The sequence below is a fragment of the Nonomuraea antri genome (genome assembly GCF_013283785.1).
GTDB classification, from domain to species: Bacteria; Actinomycetota; Actinomycetes; order Streptosporangiales; family Streptosporangiaceae; genus Nonomuraea; species Nonomuraea antri.
In genome coordinates this window covers 15,391-30,833 of record NZ_JABCPZ010000038.1, presented here as the reverse complement: position 1 = coordinate 30,833, position 15,443 = coordinate 15,391, and the positions used below count along the sequence as shown (strand labels likewise).

The 15,443-nt window shown below is 72.1% G+C and carries 18 protein-coding genes; 6 read left to right on the top strand and 12 right to left on the bottom strand.

The features are described 5' to 3' along the window. Window positions 1-28: 28 nt before the first annotated feature. Complete coding sequence (gene groES / locus HII36_RS15465; RefSeq protein WP_113700125.1) at window positions 29-340, bottom strand: co-chaperone GroES; 312 nt, start codon at window positions 338-340, stop codon at window positions 29-31. 174 nt (window positions 341-514) lie between these two features. Beyond that, window positions 515-1,366 (bottom strand): NAD-dependent epimerase/dehydratase family protein, encoded by an 852-nt coding sequence (locus HII36_RS15460; protein WP_173523869.1) that lies wholly within the window; start codon window positions 1,364-1,366, stop codon window positions 515-517. Between the two features lie 102 nt (window positions 1,367-1,468). On the opposite strand from HII36_RS15460, the gene HII36_RS15455 reads away from it, so the two are divergent. The 5 genes from HII36_RS15455 (at window position 1,469) to HII36_RS15435 (ending at window position 6,679) form a co-directional block, all read left to right on the top strand. Further along, window positions 1,469-1,972 (top strand): MarR family winged helix-turn-helix transcriptional regulator, encoded by a 504-nt coding sequence (locus HII36_RS15455; protein ID WP_173523868.1) that lies wholly within the window; start codon window positions 1,469-1,471, stop codon window positions 1,970-1,972. Between the two features lie 43 nt (window positions 1,973-2,015). Continuing rightward, window positions 2,016-3,254 carry a class I SAM-dependent methyltransferase gene (locus tag HII36_RS15450; RefSeq protein WP_173523867.1) on the top strand — a complete coding sequence of 413 codons (1,239 nt, stop codon included), beginning with the start codon at window positions 2,016-2,018 and terminating at the stop codon, window positions 3,252-3,254. A 196-nt stretch (window positions 3,255-3,450) separates the two neighbouring features. Then, window positions 3,451-5,268: a coiled-coil domain-containing protein gene (locus tag HII36_RS15445; protein WP_173523866.1), complete on the top strand. Its 1,818-nt coding sequence runs from the start codon at window positions 3,451-3,453 to the stop codon at window positions 5,266-5,268. A gap of 125 nt (window positions 5,269-5,393) precedes the next feature. Next, window positions 5,394-5,768 carry a hypothetical protein gene (locus tag HII36_RS15440; RefSeq protein ID WP_217369551.1) on the top strand — a complete coding sequence of 125 codons (375 nt, stop codon included), beginning with the start codon at window positions 5,394-5,396 and terminating at the stop codon, window positions 5,766-5,768. After that, window positions 5,765-6,679: an NAD-dependent epimerase/dehydratase family protein gene (locus HII36_RS15435; RefSeq protein ID WP_173523864.1), complete on the top strand. Its 915-nt coding sequence runs from the start codon at window positions 5,765-5,767 to the stop codon at window positions 6,677-6,679. Before HII36_RS15440 ends, HII36_RS15435 begins: the two co-directional genes overlap by 4 nt. A gap of 1 nt (window position 6,680) precedes the next feature. Here HII36_RS15435 and tsaD read toward each other — a convergent pair whose 3' ends face one another. The 6 genes from tsaD to HII36_RS15405 form a co-directional block, all read right to left on the bottom strand. Then, window positions 6,681-7,712: a tRNA (adenosine(37)-N6)-threonylcarbamoyltransferase complex transferase subunit TsaD gene (tsaD, locus tag HII36_RS15430; protein ID WP_173523863.1), complete on the bottom strand. Its 1,032-nt coding sequence runs from the start codon at window positions 7,710-7,712 to the stop codon at window positions 6,681-6,683. Next, entirely contained in the window at window positions 7,705-8,136 is a 432-nt protein-coding gene (gene rimI / locus HII36_RS15425; RefSeq protein WP_173523862.1) for a ribosomal protein S18-alanine N-acetyltransferase, read from the bottom strand. Before rimI ends, tsaD begins: the two co-directional genes overlap by 8 nt. Before the next feature lie 11 nt (window positions 8,137-8,147). Beyond that, entirely contained in the window at window positions 8,148-8,840 is a 693-nt protein-coding gene (gene tsaB, locus HII36_RS15420; protein WP_173523861.1) for a tRNA (adenosine(37)-N6)-threonylcarbamoyltransferase complex dimerization subunit type 1 TsaB, read from the bottom strand. 64 nt (window positions 8,841-8,904) lie between these two features. Next, window positions 8,905-9,834 carry a phosphotransferase gene (locus HII36_RS15415; protein ID WP_173523860.1) on the bottom strand — a complete coding sequence of 310 codons (930 nt, stop codon included), beginning with the start codon at window positions 9,832-9,834 and terminating at the stop codon, window positions 8,905-8,907. Window positions 9,835-9,869: 35 nt separating this feature from the next. Further along, on the bottom strand, window positions 9,870-10,406 hold the full coding sequence (locus HII36_RS15410) for a class F sortase (protein ID WP_173523859.1): 537 nt from the start codon (window positions 10,404-10,406) through the stop codon (window positions 9,870-9,872). A 2-nt stretch (window positions 10,407-10,408) separates the two neighbouring features. After that, window positions 10,409-10,891 carry a hypothetical protein gene (locus HII36_RS15405; RefSeq protein WP_173523858.1) on the bottom strand — a complete coding sequence of 161 codons (483 nt, stop codon included), beginning with the start codon at window positions 10,889-10,891 and terminating at the stop codon, window positions 10,409-10,411. A 10-nt stretch (window positions 10,892-10,901) separates the two neighbouring features. Here HII36_RS15405 and HII36_RS15400 point away from each other — a divergent pair, with 10 nt between their 5' ends. Next, on the top strand, window positions 10,902-11,177 hold the full coding sequence (locus tag HII36_RS15400; protein ID WP_173523857.1) for a hypothetical protein: 276 nt from the start codon (window positions 10,902-10,904) through the stop codon (window positions 11,175-11,177). Window positions 11,178-11,277: 100 nt separating this feature from the next. On the opposite strand, the gene tsaE is transcribed toward HII36_RS15400, so the two are convergent. Genes tsaE through HII36_RS15380 form a run of 4 tightly spaced genes read right to left on the bottom strand, consistent with a single transcriptional unit; the run spans window position 11,278 to window position 15,442 of the window. Then, window positions 11,278-11,736: a tRNA (adenosine(37)-N6)-threonylcarbamoyltransferase complex ATPase subunit type 1 TsaE gene (gene tsaE / locus HII36_RS15395; RefSeq protein ID WP_328807721.1), complete on the bottom strand. Its 459-nt coding sequence runs from the start codon at window positions 11,734-11,736 to the stop codon at window positions 11,278-11,280. After that, on the bottom strand, window positions 11,733-12,785 hold the full coding sequence (locus HII36_RS15390; protein ID WP_173523856.1) for an alpha/beta fold hydrolase: 1,053 nt from the start codon (window positions 12,783-12,785) through the stop codon (window positions 11,733-11,735). Before HII36_RS15390 ends, tsaE begins: the two co-directional genes overlap by 4 nt. Window positions 12,786-12,832: 47 nt before the next feature. Beyond that, a complete protein-coding gene (alr, locus tag HII36_RS15385) occupies window positions 12,833-13,948 on the bottom strand; it encodes an alanine racemase (protein WP_173523899.1) in 1,116 nt (371 codons plus the stop codon). Window positions 13,949-13,972: 24 nt separating this feature from the next. Next, window positions 13,973-15,442 (bottom strand): NAD(P)H-hydrate dehydratase, encoded by a 1,470-nt coding sequence (locus HII36_RS15380; protein WP_173523855.1) that lies wholly within the window; start codon window positions 15,440-15,442, stop codon window positions 13,973-13,975. Window position 15,443 lies beyond the last annotated feature (1 nt).

Sequence of the window (15,443 nt, the reverse complement as noted above, 5' to 3'; positions counted from 1 at the left end):
GAGAGCGCCCGGGGCCCGACACACCGGCTTACTTCTCGATGATCGCGAGAACGTCGCGGGCGGAGAGCACGAGGTACTCCTCGCCGCCGTACTTGACCTCGGTGCCGCCGTACTTGCTGTAGAGGACGATGTCGCCCTCGGAGACGTCGAGCGGAATGCGCTTGTCGCCGTCCTCGTCCCAGTTGCCCGGGCCAACCGCGAGGACGCGCCCCTCCTGGGGCTTCTCCTTGGCGGTGTCAGGGATGACGAGACCGGAAGCGGTCGTCTGCTCGGCCTCAAGCGGCTGAACCACGATGCGGTCGCCGAGCGGCTTAACGGGAACCTTGGTGGCGGTCGTCACGATCGGACCTCCCCTTCAGATTTGAATGATCTAGAAGAGGCGACCAGCGGGGCCTGCCGTCGCGGGTGTCAGACCTGCCTCGTCGCACGTTGGCACTCTCAAGGGGAGAGTGCCAACAGGAAACATATGCAAGAGGGGCTTGACAGTCAACACGAACGCGTCTGCTCAGAGCGATCAGATGTAAGAGCCCGTCACGAGGTCGTCGAGGATGCCCGCCCTGCTAGGCTGCCAGGCCAGCTCTTCGCGGGTGCGCCCGGCCCCGACCCGCTGGCTCAGCGCCAGCGCCTGCGCGAATCCCTCGCCGAACACCTGGGCCGCCTCGGCCAGCGGCCACGGCTCGGCCGCCACCCGCACGCCGGCCGACTTCGCGGCGGCCTCGGCCACGTCGGGGACCGGCAGCACCTCGCTGATCCCGTGATAGACGCTCGCCCCGCCCTTCTCCACCACGGTCACGATCAGCTCGGCCAAGTCTTCCACGTGCACGAACGTCCAGGTCGGCGCCTCGCCGCCGGCGGTCACGTAAACGCCGACGCCGCGCTGCGCGGCCTGGGCGCGCAGGATCGCCGGGATGCCCGCGCCGCGCCCGTGCACGACGCCGGGCCTGACCACGCTGCCGCCGGCGTCCAGCACCAAGCGCTCCACCTCGGGACGGTAGGCCACCAGCGGGATCGGGTCGGCCGGGCTGTCCTCGTCGCCGTCCTGGGTCGCGCCGAGCACCCAGACGCCGCTGACGTAGACGACCTTCTTGCCCGATCCCGCCAGCGTGCCGATGACGGCCAGGTCCAGCTCCCTGTCGCCGGTGAGCTGGCCGGCGTGCACGATCGCGTCGACGTCGTCCGTGAGCGCCGCGGCCACGCTCGCCTGGTCGGACAGGTCGCCGTACCGCTCGTCCGCCACGTCGGGCAGCCGTTCGCCGCCGTCGGCCGGCCTCCTGACGAACGCCGCCACCTCGTGCCCCTGCTCCGCGAGCCGTTCCCGCACCACGCCGCCGATGTAACCGGTCGCGCCGAACACCAGTACCTTCATCGTTCCCACCTCAAAAACTTCGACATCGAACATTTTGACGCGAGGAACGCTAGCGCACCCGAACCAACATTTCAACATCGAAGCTTTGGTAACGTGGACGGCATGACCGACGCGGTGGACGAGATATTCCAGCAGTGGGAACGCATCCGCCCCGGCGTGGACGTCTCCCCCATGGGCGTCGTCGGCCGCGTGTCGCGCGCCTCACGCCTGCTCGAACGCGGCGTGAAGGAGTTCCTGGCCGCGCAGGGGCTGGAGGCCTGGGAGTTCGACATGCTCGCCACCCTGCTCAGGAGCGGCGAGAGCGCCACCATGTGCATGAAGGACCTGTCGGCCGCGGCCATGGTCAGCCCTGGCGCGCTCACCAACCGCATGGACCACCTGGTCGACCGCGGCCTGGTCACCCGGCGGCCGGCGCCGGGCAACCGGCGGATGATCCTGGTCGCGCTCACCGACGAGGGCCGGCGGGTGACCGACGAGGTGCTCGAAGGGCACCTGGACAACGAGAGCCGCCTGCTGTCCGCGCTCACCGCCGAAGACCGCGACACGCTCGCCGCGCTCCTGCGCAAGCTCCTGATCTCGCTGGGCGACACCTCGCTGAGCCCGTGACCCCTGGCGGCCGCTCTTCGGCGAGGCGCTAACGTCGTACGACGTGGACCTCGACGCCTTCCAAGAGCTGCTGACCCCGCGAGGCCGGCAGGCGCTGGCGGAGGCCGGGGAACTGGTGGGCGCCGATCCCGTCGCCGCCGCCACCAGGCTGCGCAAGAGCTACGACGCCGCGCTCACCTCGGCCGCGCTCACCCAGGCCGGGCTCAGGGAGCGGGCCAGGGTCAAGTTCGGCGCCGACGCCGCTCACATGTTCTTCACCCCGCACGGACTGGAGCAGTCCACCAGGTCGGAGGTCGCCGAGCACCGCGCCCGCCGCCTGCTCGCCGGGGAAGGCGCCCAAGGCGCCGGGGAAGACGCGCAAGGCGTGGCGGAGGATCCGGCCCCGCGCGTCGCCGACGCCTGCTGCGGGATCGGTGGCGACCTGCTCGCCCTGGCCAGGGCCGGGTGCACGGTTCACGCCGTGGACCTCGACCCGCTGACCGTGGCCGTCGCCCGGGCCAACGCGGCCGCGCTCGGCCTGTCCGACCGGGTCACGGTGACGGTGGCCGACGCGGCGACGGTCCCGCCCGAGGACTACGACGTGCTGTTCGCCGACCCGGCCCGCAGGAGCGCCAGGGGCAGGACGTTCGACCCGATGGCCTACTCACCGCCGTGGCCGGTGGTGCTCGACCTGGTCGCGCGGGCACGGCGGGCCTGTCTCAAGGTCGCGCCAGGCATCCCGTACGAGTTCGTCCCGGCGGGCGCGGAGGCCGAGTGGGTGTCGTACAAGGGGGAGGTCAAGGAGGCGACGATCTGGACGGGCACGGGCGCCACGCCCCTGCCGGGTGAGAGCATCGCGCGCCGCGCCACCCTGCTGCCCGGCGGCCACACGCTGACCGCCACCGGGGCGCAGGCGCCGGTGGGGCCGGTCGGCCGCTACGTCTACGAGCCCGACGGCGCCGCCATCCGGGCCCACCTGGTCGGCGAGGTGGCCGAGCTGGTCGGCGGCCGGCTGGCCGACCCGATGATCGCCTACATCACCGGCGACGACGCGGTGGACACCCCGTGGGCCACTCGCTATGAAATAGCGGACGTTCTCCCTTTCTCCCTGAAAAAGCTCCGCTCAGCACTCCGAGAGCGACAAGTCGGCAATGTCACCATCAAGAAGCGCGGCTCCGCGCTCGACATCGAACGCCTGCGCACAGATCTGCGACTTTCCGGTGACAACTCCGCAGTCGTCATCTTGACTCGCATTCTCGATAAACCATCGGTTCTCATCTGCCACCCGCTCTCACCAGCCTGAAGAGCAAATCCGGTCATTTTCCCGTCAATCGCGATCTTTCAAATCGCCGCTGACGGACCATGATCAAGAGGCTAAGGTGAACGGGCGGGAGTTCTCCCCCCTTCAGCGGTTAGCCGCGTTCTCGCTCTTTCATTTGCAAACCGGACCTATCCCCACCGCTGCGCGGCAGACCGTCGGCGAGTCGAAGGAGCTATCGGTGGACCATTCCAACCACACCCTTCTGCAACCGAACGGCCACAGCGCCGTCTCGGAGAGGATGCGAGACCTGCTCGCGCGTGCCGCCCAGGACCACGTGTACGAGCAGCGCACGCAGGGGGCCGTGCTCGACGAGATCCGCCAGCGGCTCGAAGGCATGGAGTGGCTGCTCCGCGAGGTACGCGAACGTGAGCTGGGCGGTCTGTCCGGCACGCTGGAGAGCGTGAACGGGCGGCTCGACGAGATCGCCGCCAAACCGCCGATGTGGGCCGAGGGCCTGGCCCAGCACGTCGAGGCGGTGCGCGACCACGTCGACGCCGTGGGCGAGCAGATCGGCGCCATCGACGCCCGGGTCGAGTCGGTGGGCAAGCGGGTCACGCCCGTCGACGAGCTGCCGAGCCTCTGGGCCGACCTGAGCACGGTCGGCGAGAGCGTCGAAGAAGCGCTCAAACGCCTGCAGACCGTGCTCGACACCACCGACGGCATCACCAGCGGCATGTCCGACTTCGCGGCCAAGCTGACCGTGCTCAACTCCAGCATGGAGGCCGCAGCGAGCCGCTTCACCAGGCTCGACAAGTCGCTGGCCGACCTGACCGCGCGCACCGACCGGGTCGAGTCGGTGGTCAGCGACCTGTCCGGCGGCCTCGACGAGCGGCTGGCCGGCGCGGCCGAGCAGATGAGCGGCAAGGTCGAGGCGGCCGAGCAGCGCCTGTCCGCCCGGCTCGACGAGAGCGACCAGCACCTGGCCGCCCGCCTGACCGAGTCCGGCGAGCGCCTGACCGCCAGGCTCGACGAGACCGACGACCGCCTCACCACCCGCCTGGCCGAGACCGACGAACGTCTCACCGGCCGCCTGGCCGAGACCGACGAGCGCCTGACCGCCCGTCTGGCCGAGACCGACGAGCGCCTCACCGCCCGCCTGACCGAGAGCGACGAGCTGCTGACCACCAGGCTCGACGACGCCGAGCAGCGCCTGGCCGGCCGCCTCGACGGCGTCGACAGCCGCATCGACCGGGTCGACGGCCGGCTGATCGCCGTCGACGCCAAGCTCACCAGCGTCGACGGCCACATCGAGACCGCCGACGAATGCCTGGCCGACATCGACACCAGGCTCGACGGCCTCGACGGCCGGATGAACGGCGTCGACAAGCGCCTGACCTCGGTCGACGACCGGCTCGGCACCGTCGACCAGCGGCTGACGTCCGTCGACGGCCGGCTCGGCACGGTCGACCAGCGGATGGGCGGCGTGGAGAGCCACCTGAGCCGCCACGACGAGCGCTTCGACACCCTCGACACCCACAGCGCCGCGCTCGACGAGCGGGTGGCCGCCACCGGCCAGCAGCTCACCGCGTCCGCCAACCGCAACGAGGCCAGGTTCAACAACCTCGACAACCACTTCGAGTCGCTGGACGAGCGGCTGGGCGAGGCGGAAGAGCACCTGGCCGGCCGCTTCGACACCCAGCTCGGCGGCCTGAGCGCCAAGGCCGAGCGGGCCGCCGAGCAGCTCGAATCCGTCGACGACCGGGTCGAGGCGGTCAACCAGCGCATCGGCCAGCTCCCGGCCACCCTGGCCATCTCCGAGCGCATCGGCGAGCTGCTGCGTTCGCAGGGCAGCGACCACGCCGAGCGGCTGACCGCCGCCGAGACCGCGCTCACCGAGCTGGTGCGGGCCCGTCCCGACCGTGAGGAGCTGAGCGAGGCGCTGGGCGGCATCGTGCAGCCGGCCACCGAAGACCTCACCAAGCGGCTCGCCGCGCTCGAGGAGACCATGCTGGCGCTGGCTGAGGCCCTGCTGCGGCCCTCGCGTGCCAAGGAGTAGCCCGTCGGGAACAAGGGCCGGCTGCGAAGGGGTGTGCGCCACTTCACAGCCGGCCTTGTCACATCCGCGGCAGCACGGCCGTCCGTGTCTCAGCAAGTCCGACGATGAGGACGGAGAGCCCGAACATGTTCATCAAGATCACAGTCGTGGTGTCGGCCGCGACGATGCTGATCACCGGCGTGTGGATGCGCATCGACCCGGCGAGTTTCGCCGACTGGGCCAACTGGCCCAACCATGAGCATTTCCTGCACGACGCCGGCGTCTTCCAGATCGGCATCGGCCTGATGATGTTGTTCGCGCTGTGGTGGCGAGACGTGATCGCGGTCGTCCTGGCCGGGTTCGTCTTCACCAACAGCTTCCACGCCGTCAACCACCTGCTCGACCGGCACCTGGGCGGCCGTGACTCCGACTGGTGGCAGCTCGCCCTGTTCTCGCTGCTGGCCGCCGCCGGGCTGGCGTACCGGCTGCGTGCCGTGCGGCGGAGGAGGCGGCAGGCGTGAGGGTGCTGCTGGCGGGAGCCACAGGAACGCTGGGCACGGAGCTGGTCGGCCAATTGCTCGCCGCGGGGCACGAGGTGCTGGGCATCACGCGCTCGCCCGCGGGCGCGGCGAAGCTCGCCCAGGCGGGCGCGCAGGCCGTGCTCGCCGACCTGATGGACCGCCGGGCCCTGCTCGACGCGCTCAAGGGCCAGGAGGCCGACGCGGTCATGCACCAGGCGACCGCGATCACCTCGATGCCGCTGTTCCACCGCGACCTGTACGCCACCGACGCGCTGCGCGACCAGGGCACCGCGAACCTGGTCCAGGCGGCCGGGCTGCTCGGCGCGCGGCGCTTCGTCACCCAGTCGTTCTTCCTCGGCTACGGCTACCGCGACCACGGCCCCGGCCTGGTCACCGAGGAGCGGCCGTTCGTCCAGCGCGCCAAGGGCGGCTACGACGTGCACATGAGGTCGATGCGGGCCAACGAGGACCTGGCGCTGAACAGCCCGGGCATCGAGGGCGTGGCGCTGCGCTACGGCATGTTCTACGGCCCGGAGCCGTCCACCAGGCGGCTCATGGACCTGGCCAGGAAACGGCTGCTGCCCGCGGTCCGGCCTGCGGGCGTCGTGTCGCTGGTGCACGTCCACGACGCCGCCTCGGCCGCGGTGGCCGCGCTGAGCAGGGGGCGGGGGGCGTACAACGTGGCCGACGACGAGCCGGTGGCCTTCGACACCTGGGTCAGGGCGCTGGCCAGAGCGGCCGGCGCGCCCGCGCCGATCACGGTGCCGGCCTGGACGCTGCGGCCCATGGCCTACCTGCACGCGCTCATGGCCGGCACCACGATCCGCGTCAGCAGCGAGAAGGCCAAGCGCGAGCTGGGCTGGAGCCCGGCCTACCCGACCTACCGCGAGGGTGTGACCACGCTGGCCTGACTCACACGTGCACGGTGGTGATCGGCATCGACGAGTCGGCCGGGATCTCCAGCGTGGACGGCGTGACCCCGGCCGCGACCAGGTTCGAGCCGAGTGCGGCGACCATGGCGCCGTTGTCGGTGCACAGCCCCGGCCTGGGCACGCGCAGCCGCACCCCGGCCGCGTCGCAGCGTTCCTGGGCCAGGGCGCGCAGCCGGGAGTTGGCCGCCACGCCGCCGCCGATCAGCAGGTCGTGCACGTCGTACTTCTTGCACGCCTGCAGGGCCTTGCGGGTCAGCACGTCGACCACGGCCTCCTGGAAGGAGGCGGCCACGTCGGGCACGTGGATCGACTGGCCGGCGGCCTCGCGGGCCTCCACCCAGCGCGCCACCGCGGTCTTCAGCCCGGAGAAGGAGAAGTCGAGCGTGCCGTCGTCGAGCTTGCCGCGCGGGAACGCGACGGCCGAGCCCGAGCCCTCGCGGGCGGCCCTGTCGATGTGCGGGCCGCCCGGGAACGGCAGCCCGAGCACCCGCGCGACCTTGTCGAACGCCTCGCCGGCCGCATCGTCGACGGTGGAGCCGAGCGAGATGACGTCTTGCGCCACGTCGGGCACCAGCAGCAGCGAGGAGTGGCCGCCGGAGACCAGCATGGCGATGCACGGCTTGGGCAGCGGCCCGTGTTCGAGCTGGTCGACCGCGACGTGCGCGGCCAGGTGGTTGACGCCGTAGAGCGGCACGCCGAGGCCGAGCGCGTACGACTTGGCCGCGGCCACGCCCACCAGCAGCGCGCCGGCCAGCCCTGGACCGGCGGTGACGGCGATGGCGTCGATGTCGGAGAACCTCAGCCCGGACTCGGCCAGCGCGGCCTCGACCGTGGGGGTCATGGCCTCCAGGTGGGCGCGCGAGGCGACCTCGGGCACCACGCCGCCGTAGCGGGCGTGCTCCTCCATGCTGGACGCGATCGTGTTGGCCAGCAGCGTGTGGCCCCTGACGATGCCGATGCCCGTCTCGTCGCAGGACGTCTCGATGCCCAGGACCAGGGGTTCGTCAGCCATCAAGGCTCCTTCTCATCATGATCGCGTCGGTGCCGTCGTCGTAGTAGCGGCGGCGGGTGCCGATGTCCTCGAAGCCGAAGTGCTGGTAGACGGCGCGCGCCCGCGGGTTGTCGGCCCGGACCTCCAGGAAGATCTCCCGCGCGCCCCGCCTGCCCGCCTCGGCCAGCAGCTCGGTGAGCATCGCGCTGCCGATGCCGGTGCCCTGGTGCGCTTCGAGCACCGCGATGGTCTGCACGTCCGCCTGGTCGGCGGCGACGGCCAGGCCGGCGTAGGCCACGATCACGCCGTCGAGCTCGGCCACCACGTAGTGTCTGGTGCGCGGCTGGTCGGCCAGCTCGCCGCGCATCATGCCCTCGCTCCAGGCGTCGAGCGGGAACGTGAGCCGCTCGATCTCCATGACCACCGGCAGATCGGCCTCGGTCATCCGCCTGATCTTCACGCCGTCACCCGCTTGGGCGCTCCTGGCACCACCGCGTCGGGGCGGCGCAGGTAGATCGGCCTGGGCAGGTCGAGCGGGGCGCCCGCCGCCAGCCGCTCGGCCGCCAGCGCGGCCATGAACCCGGCGTACGGGTAGGCGGGAGCGCCGTTGGGCCCGAGCACGCGGACGGCCTCGGGGCCGGACTCCTCCGGGGCCGGCTGCCCGAGTATTTCCGCGTAAAGCGCCGCGCCCGCGCCGATCACCGGCAGCCCGTCGACCGGCACCTCGGCCGGTCGATCGACGGCGGGCCCGCCGGTCCTGGTGCGCAGGTCGGCGTAACGGGCCCAGAACACCTCTTTGCGCCGCGCGTCGGTGGCCACCAGGAACGGCTCGGTGCGGCCGCTGCCGTAGGCCACCGCGTCGAGCGTGCACATGCCGTAGGCGGGCACGCCGAGGGTGGTGGCCAGCCCCTGGGCGGTCATCAGCCCGACGCGCAGGCCGGTGTAGGGGCCGGGGCCGCTGCCCGCGACGATGGCGCTCACATCGCGCAGGGTCGCGCCGGACTCGCTCAGCACGCGTTCGATGGTGGGCGCCAGCAGCTCACCGTGGCGGCGGGCGTCGATCGTCGTCGACTCGGCGAGCACCCGCTCCCCGTCGTGGAGGGCGGCGGTGACGGCGGGCGTCGCGGTATCAAAGGCCAGGACCAGCACGACTGCTTAGCCTACCCACGCCGGACGAGCACCGCCGCCCGCTCGGGCCGATGCCTCCCCGGGATCACGCCCAGCCGGTGCGTTGTCTCAGCCATTCCAGCGCGACCACGCCCTGGGCCCGCTGGAAGGCCCGCAGCGTCGGCAGTCCGGGCGGATCGGGCTGACGCGCCTGGCGCACCAGGTAGCCGGTGACCGCGGCGACCACGGCGGTGATCGCCGGATCGGGGTCGGGCAGCAGCTCGTGCGGCGGCGGGCCGCCCTGCATGCGCACCGAGGGCAGCATGGCCACCCGGTCGAACCAGGCCGCGCCGAGCGAGGCCCACGGCCAGTCGACGACGTACACGTGGCCGTCGCGCAGCAGCAGGTTGTCGGCCCGCAGGTCGGCGTGCACGAGCGTGTCGCCGGCCGCCGCCTTCGCCCAGCCGGACTCCAGCTCGGCCAGCTCGCCCAGGTGGCGCAGCGCCCACGGGTCGAGCCCGGCGGTGTCCTCGCCGAGCAGGTTGCGCCAGCCGCGAAAGGCCCCGTCGAACGTCTCGCCGATCGTCGGGGCGTCGACGGGCGACGGGGTGAGCGCCGCGGCCATCCGGTCGAGCGCCCGCATGACCAGGTCGAGCTGCTCGCGCCGCCACGGCAGCTCGGGGTGGTCGCCCTCGACGTCCTCGAAGACCAGGGTCACCCAGCCCTCGACCTCGAAGCTGGTCAGCAACCTGGGCGCGGGCGCGGAGGCGGGCAGCGCGGCGGCGATCTTCGCCTCGGACCGGTAGATGGGCGCGGACTCGGGATTCGGCTCGGGGCCGACCGACTTCACGAACGCCCGGCGGCCGTCGGCGGTGCGCAGCCGGACCGCGGCGGCCGGCGAGAAACCGCCGGTCTGGGTGACGGCCTCGGTCACGGCCGAGCCGAGGAACTCCGCCACCCGCTCGCGGACGGCCGGATGCACCTCCTGCCACGGCACGCGTACCCCGCCCGCGGGCGGACTGCTCTCCTGGGTCATGCCATCCATCGTGCCGACGTGCGCAACCGGTTTTGTCAGGCCTTGGAGGCGTAGACGATGACGTTGTCCTCGTACTCGCCCTTGGCGTAGTCGAACTTGCCGCCGCAGGTGACGAGCTTGAGCCCGTCCTCGACGTAGACGCGCTGGGCCGGGAAGTCGTGCTTGGACACCTGCTCGACGGCGTCGACCTTGTACTCGACGACCTTGCCGTCGCTGCGTTCGACCTTGACGGTCTGGCCCTTGCGTAACTGCCTGAGCTTGTAGAAGACGGCCGGGGCGGTCTTGGTGTCGACGTGCCCGATGATCACCGACGCGCCCTTCTCGCCGGGCACGGCGCTGCCGGTGTACCAGCCGGCCACCTTCGGCTTCTCGTACGGCGGCAGCTCGACCTCGCCCGACTTGGTCAGCCCGAGCTTCATCAGCGGCGCCTCGACGTCGATCGACGGGATGTCGATGCTCTTGGGCACCACGGAGGCCGCGGCCGGGGTGGAGTTCTGCATGGTCTTGCCGAAGGCCACGAGCAGTAGCCCGGTGGCGGCGCCGGCCAGCACCACCCGTCCTGGTCGTGCCATGGTCAGGACCGGCTGCGCCGCACGATGATCAGCCCGATGCCGCCGGCCACGGCGAGCCCGATCAGCACGCCGGCCGGGCCGAACGGGATCGAGGAGCCCTCGTCCTCGGCCATGCCGTAGGTGCCGCCGCCGCCCGCTCTGGGCGCCTTGGTGGGCACCTTGGTCGGCCTGCTGGTCGGCTCGGGCTCGGCCCTGGTGACCCTGAGCACCGCGCGGCCGATGTCGTTGGTGCCGTCGCACTTGACGTCCACCTGGTAGTTGCCGCGCGGCACGGTGCCGGAGACCTGCGCCTCGCCGCGCACCCAGGGCGACGTGCCGACCCCGTTGCCGGTCGGGGTGGGCGTGGTGCCGCCCGAGGGCACCGGGTCGAGCCGGACGCCGTTGATGAACGCCTTGGACGTGGCCGTGCCGCTGTGCGCGGGCCCGCCGCCGGGCACCGGGCAGTTGGCCAGGATCCACACGCGGGAGATCGCGCCCGCGTTCACGCTGTCAGGATTGACCTCGACCCTGATGGTCGGCCGCGTCGCGGAGACGCTGGGGGTCGGGCCGCCCGTGCCGGACGGGCTGGGTGTGGATGTGCCTGACGGGCTGGCGGACGGTGTGGCCGACCCGTCCGGCGGTGTGGTTTCCGCCGAAGCGGTGCAGCCGGTGAGACCGACCATGACGATGGCACCCGCGTACGCGACTCGCCTGACCCTGAGCACCGCCGCACCCCACTTTGCCGTCCTGCACCCAAGCATCCACCAAAATTGTGGATGTCGCCCCTCCTGATACCCAGAAAATCTGGGCGAATCCCAAGCCAATGATCATGATTTACACGATCGGCCCGGTACGTCAAGGGTGCCAGCATTGCCCGGAGATACCGGCGGTTTTACTCTTCCAGCGGTTCAGACGGCGTGTCGGCCCATCGGCCGCCCACCCCGCGCAGGGTCACCACGCGGGCGTCGTCGCCCGTCTCGCGGTCGATGTGGATCTCCAGGCGGTCGTCGGCGAGCCCTTCGACCAGCCCTTCGCCCCACTCGACCACGGTCACCGACTCCTCCAGCGAGGCGTCGAGGTCGAGGTCGTCGACCTCCAGGTCGCCGCCCAGCCGGTAGGCGTCGACGTGGACCAGCGACGGCCCCTGCGTCAGCGACGGGTGCACCCGGGCGATCACGAACGTGGGCGAGGTGATCGGCCCGCGCACCTTGAGCCCTTCGGCGATGCCCTGCACCAGCGTGGTCTTGCCCGCGCCCAGCGGGCCGGACAGCACGAGCAGGTCGCCGGGGCGCAGCAGCGCGGCCAGGCGCGCGCCGTAGGCACGCATGTCGTCGGCGGTGGCGAGCCTCACGAAAGCCCCACCCTCTTGATCAGGTCCCGCAGCACGTCGTTGACCACGCCGGGACGTTCGAGCTGGATCAGGTGCGAGGTGTCGGGCACCTCGGTGAGCTGCGCCTTGGGCAGCGCGGCCGCCATGGCCTTGCTGTGCTCGGGCGGCGTCAGCCAGTCTTTCTCGCCGACCAGGATCTCGGTGGGCACCGGGTCGAGCACGTGCAGCGCCGAGAGCTTGTCGTGGTTCATCAGCGCGGGGTAGAAGTCGGCGAACACCTCGGTGGGCGTCGCGCGGATCATCGACTCGGCGAAGTCGACCAGCGTCGGGCTGACGTTCTTGGAGTCGCCGAAGCCGATGTAGCGGGTGATCAGGAAGGCGATGTCGCTGCCCGCGTGGCGGGTGCGGTCGATCAGCGCGCCCCGCTTGCCGAGCATCGACACCGTGCCTGGGGCGACCTTGTGCACGACCTTCGACACCATCGCGGGCAGGCCCAGCGTGAGCTCGGCCAGCTTGCCCGCCGAGGTGGCGATCAGGCCCACGCCGCGGATCTTGTCGCCGAACAGCTCGGGACGCCGGTCGGCCAGCGCCATGATGGTCATGCCGCCCATCGAGTGCCCGACGAGCACGCACGGGCCGGGCACGAACCGCTCGATCACCTCGGCCAGGTCGTCGCCCAGCCGGTCGATCGTGCTGTCCTCGGCGCTGACGCGCTGCGAGCGGCCGTGCGAGCGCTGGTCCCACAGCACCATGCGGACGTTCTCGCGCAGGTCCCTGCGCTGGTAGTGCCACGACTCCAGGTTCAGGCAGTAGCCGTGACACAGGACCACGGTCAGCGCGGCGTCTTCTGGCCCGTCGACCTCCACGTGCAGCGCGACCCCGTCGGAGGTGACCAGCGTGTGCTCCCTGCCGCGGAGCTCGCCGAACGGCTCGCTGGCCTCGGGGTCAGGACGCAGCCTGATCCGGCCCACCGCGTACCGCTTGGCCAGGGTCGCCGCAGCGACACCCGCCGACGCCGCTCCGACGATCGCGCCGGCGATCCCTACCTTGCGGCGTGTTGTCGTCGTCATGTCCCCGATCCTTCTCCGCTCATGCCCGCTGCCGCTCCGGGGCGAGGTCAGTAGACCCGTGGCACCCTCGAACCGATCCTGGTCACGATCTCATGCGTGATCGTGCCGAGGGTATCCGCCCATTCCTGAGCGGTCGGCTCGCCCTGGTCGCCCGGCCCGAACAGCACGACCTCGTCGCCTGGCGACAGCGGGTCGTCCCCCATGTCGATCACGAACTGGTCCATGCACACCCGGCCGGCGATCTTCCGCCGGCGGCCGCCCGCCAGCACCTCGGCCCTGCCGGTGGCGTGCCTGAGTATGCCGTCGGCGTAGCCGAGCGGGATCAGGCCGAGCGTGGTCTCGTGGTCCGTGACGTACAGGTGCCCGTACGACACCCCCGAGCCCTCGGGCACCCGCTTGACCAGCGCCACCTTCGCCACCAGCGTCATCGCCGGCCGCAGCCCGAAATCGCCCAGCTCGGGGATGGGGCTCAGGCCGTACATGGCGATGCCCGGCCTGACCAGGTCGAAACGGGCGGCGGGCACGTCGAGTATGGCGGCCGAGTTGGCCAGGTGCCTGATCACGTGGGAACCGGCGGCCCCCGCCTGCTCGGCCAGCTTCAGCGCGGTCTCGAACGTTTCGAGCTGCTGCTCGATCGCCGGATGGCGGGGAATGTCGGAGCAGGCGAAGTGCGACCACAGCCCGACGACCTCGATGACGCCTTCGGCCCGCAGTTCCATCGCCCTGGCCAGCAGCCCCGGCCAGGCGGTGGGCGGCGCGCCGCCCCTGCCCATGCCGCTGTCGGCCTCCAGGTGCACGCCGGCGGTGCGGCCGGTGGCGCGCGCGGCGGCGGCGATCTCGTCGAGCAGGCCCACCGACGACGCCGACAGCTCGACGTCGGCCAGCAGCGCGCGTTCGAGCGGCTCGCCCGGCGTGAGCAGCCAGGCCAGGACCGGCGCGGTGACGCCGGCCTCGCGCAGCGCCAGCGCCTCCCTGACGAACGCGGTGCCCAGCCTGCTCGCACCCCCTTCGAGCACGGCCTTGGCCGCGGGCACCAGCCCGTGGCCGTAGGCGTCGGCCTTGACGGCGCCCATCAGCTCGGCGCCGCCCGCCCGTTCCTTCAGCAGCGCCACGTTGTACCTGATCGCGCCCAGATCGACCCGCGCCTCGGCGGGCGTCGCCATCGGGGAGTACATCCTTCTAGTCTGTCAGCTCCCCCACGTGGTCGAGTGTGAATTACCACGCACGACCCTGATCGCGGCGGGCACGGCGGCGGCCACGCCGGCCGCGGTGAGCGGCGCGCCGTCGGCCGCGGCGCGCCCGGCCAGCCCGTGCAGGTAGGCCGCGCACGACGCCGCGTCGTAACAGCTCATGCCCTGGGCCAGCAGCGCCCCGGCCACGCCGGACAGCACGTCGCCGGTGCCGCCGGAGGCCAGCCACGGCGTGCCCGTCTCGTTGACCCGCACCGGCCGCGACTCCTCGGCCACCACCGTGGTCGAGCCCTTGAGCAGCACGGTGACGCCCATCTCCGCCGCCGCCCGGCGCGCGTGCTCCAGCCTGGCGGCCTCGATCTGGTCGCGGTCGGCCTTGATGAGCCTGGCCAGCTCGCCCGCGTGCGGCGTGATCAGCACGGGGGCGCGGCGGCGCAGCAGCGAGCGGTCCTTGGCGACCAGGCTCAGCCCGTCGGCGTCGATCAGCACTGGAACGTCGGAGCCGAGCACCCGGGCGGCCAGCTCGTGCGCCCATCGCCCGGTGCCGAGGCCGGGGCCGAGCACCCAGGCCTGCACCCGGCCGACGTGCTCGATGGACGGTTCGTCCAGCTCGGTGATGACCACTTCCGGCCAGTGCGCGCGCACCTGCGCGACGGGGTGGCTCGGGCCGGCGTAGCGGACCATGCCCGCGCCGGCCCGCAGCCCGCCGCCGACGGCCAGCACCGCGGCGCCGGTGTACAGGTCGCTGCCGGCCGCGACGCCGAGCACGCCGCGCCGGTACTTGTCGGACTCCGCGCCCGGCGTGGGCAGCAGGTCGTCGACGTCGTCGCCGGTCAGCGCCACGACGTCGGGCTCGGGCAGGTACGGGCCGAGCCCGATGTCGACCAGCTCGACGCGGCCCGCGTGCCCGGCGCCGGGATCGACCAGCAGGCCCGTCTTGTAGGCGCCCATGGTGACGGTGGTGGCCGCCACGACGGCCGCGCCGGCCACGACTCCGGTGCTCGCGTCGACGCCGCTGGGCACGTCGACCGCCACGACGGGCGCCGTCGCGTCGTTGGCGGTCCGCACGATCTCCCGGTACGGCTCGCGTAGCGCGCCCGTCGCGCCGATGCCGACCAGCCCGTCGACGACCAGGTCGGCGCGGTCGAGCTCGGCGGCGCTCGACACGCGGCCGCCGGCGGCCAGGAACGCGTTCAGCCCCGCCTCGTGGGTCCTGCTCCCGGCGAGCACCGCGCCGACCCTGGCTCCGCGCCTGGCCAGCAGGGCTCCCGCGTAGAGCGCGTCGCCGCCGTTGTCGCCGCTGCCCACCAGCAGGACGACGCGCGTGCCGTACACCTTGCCCAGCGACTGCGCGCAGACGGCGGCCAGTCCGGCGGCGGCGCGTTGCATCAGCGTGCCCTCGGGCAGCCTGGCCATCAGCGTGCGTTCAGCGCCGCGGATCTGGTCGGCGGTGTAGGCAGTGCGCATG

What these genes read in the sequence shown, in the direction of transcription:
- HII36_RS15460 (WP_173523869.1), bottom strand. Translation starts at nt 1,366, where the DNA reads ATGAAGGTACTGGTGTTCGGCGCGACCGGTTACATCGGCGGCGTGGTG.
- HII36_RS15455 (WP_173523868.1), top strand. Translation starts at nt 1,469, where the DNA reads ATGACCGACGCGGTGGACGAGATATTCCAGCAGTGGGAACGCATCCGC.
- HII36_RS15440 (WP_217369551.1), top strand. Translation starts at nt 5,394, where the DNA reads ATGTTCATCAAGATCACAGTCGTGGTGTCGGCCGCGACGATGCTGATC.
- tsaD (WP_173523863.1), bottom strand. Translation starts at nt 7,712, where the DNA reads ATGGCTGACGAACCCCTGGTCCTGGGCATCGAGACGTCCTGCGACGAG.
- rimI (WP_173523862.1), bottom strand. Translation starts at nt 8,136, where the DNA reads ATGACCGAGGCCGATCTGCCGGTGGTCATGGAGATCGAGCGGCTCACG.
- HII36_RS15415 (WP_173523860.1), bottom strand. Translation starts at nt 9,834, where the DNA reads ATGACCCAGGAGAGCAGTCCGCCCGCGGGCGGGGTACGCGTGCCGTGG.
- HII36_RS15410 (WP_173523859.1), bottom strand. Translation starts at nt 10,406, where the DNA reads ATGGCACGACCAGGACGGGTGGTGCTGGCCGGCGCCGCCACCGGGCTA.
- HII36_RS15390 (WP_173523856.1), bottom strand. Translation starts at nt 12,785, where the DNA reads ATGACGACGACAACACGCCGCAAGGTAGGGATCGCCGGCGCGATCGTC.
- alr (WP_173523899.1), bottom strand. Translation starts at nt 13,948, where the DNA reads ATGGCGACGCCCGCCGAGGCGCGGGTCGATCTGGGCGCGATCAGGTAC.
- HII36_RS15380 (WP_173523855.1), bottom strand. Translation starts at nt 15,442, where the DNA reads ATGCGCACTGCCTACACCGCCGACCAGATCCGCGGCGCTGAACGCACG.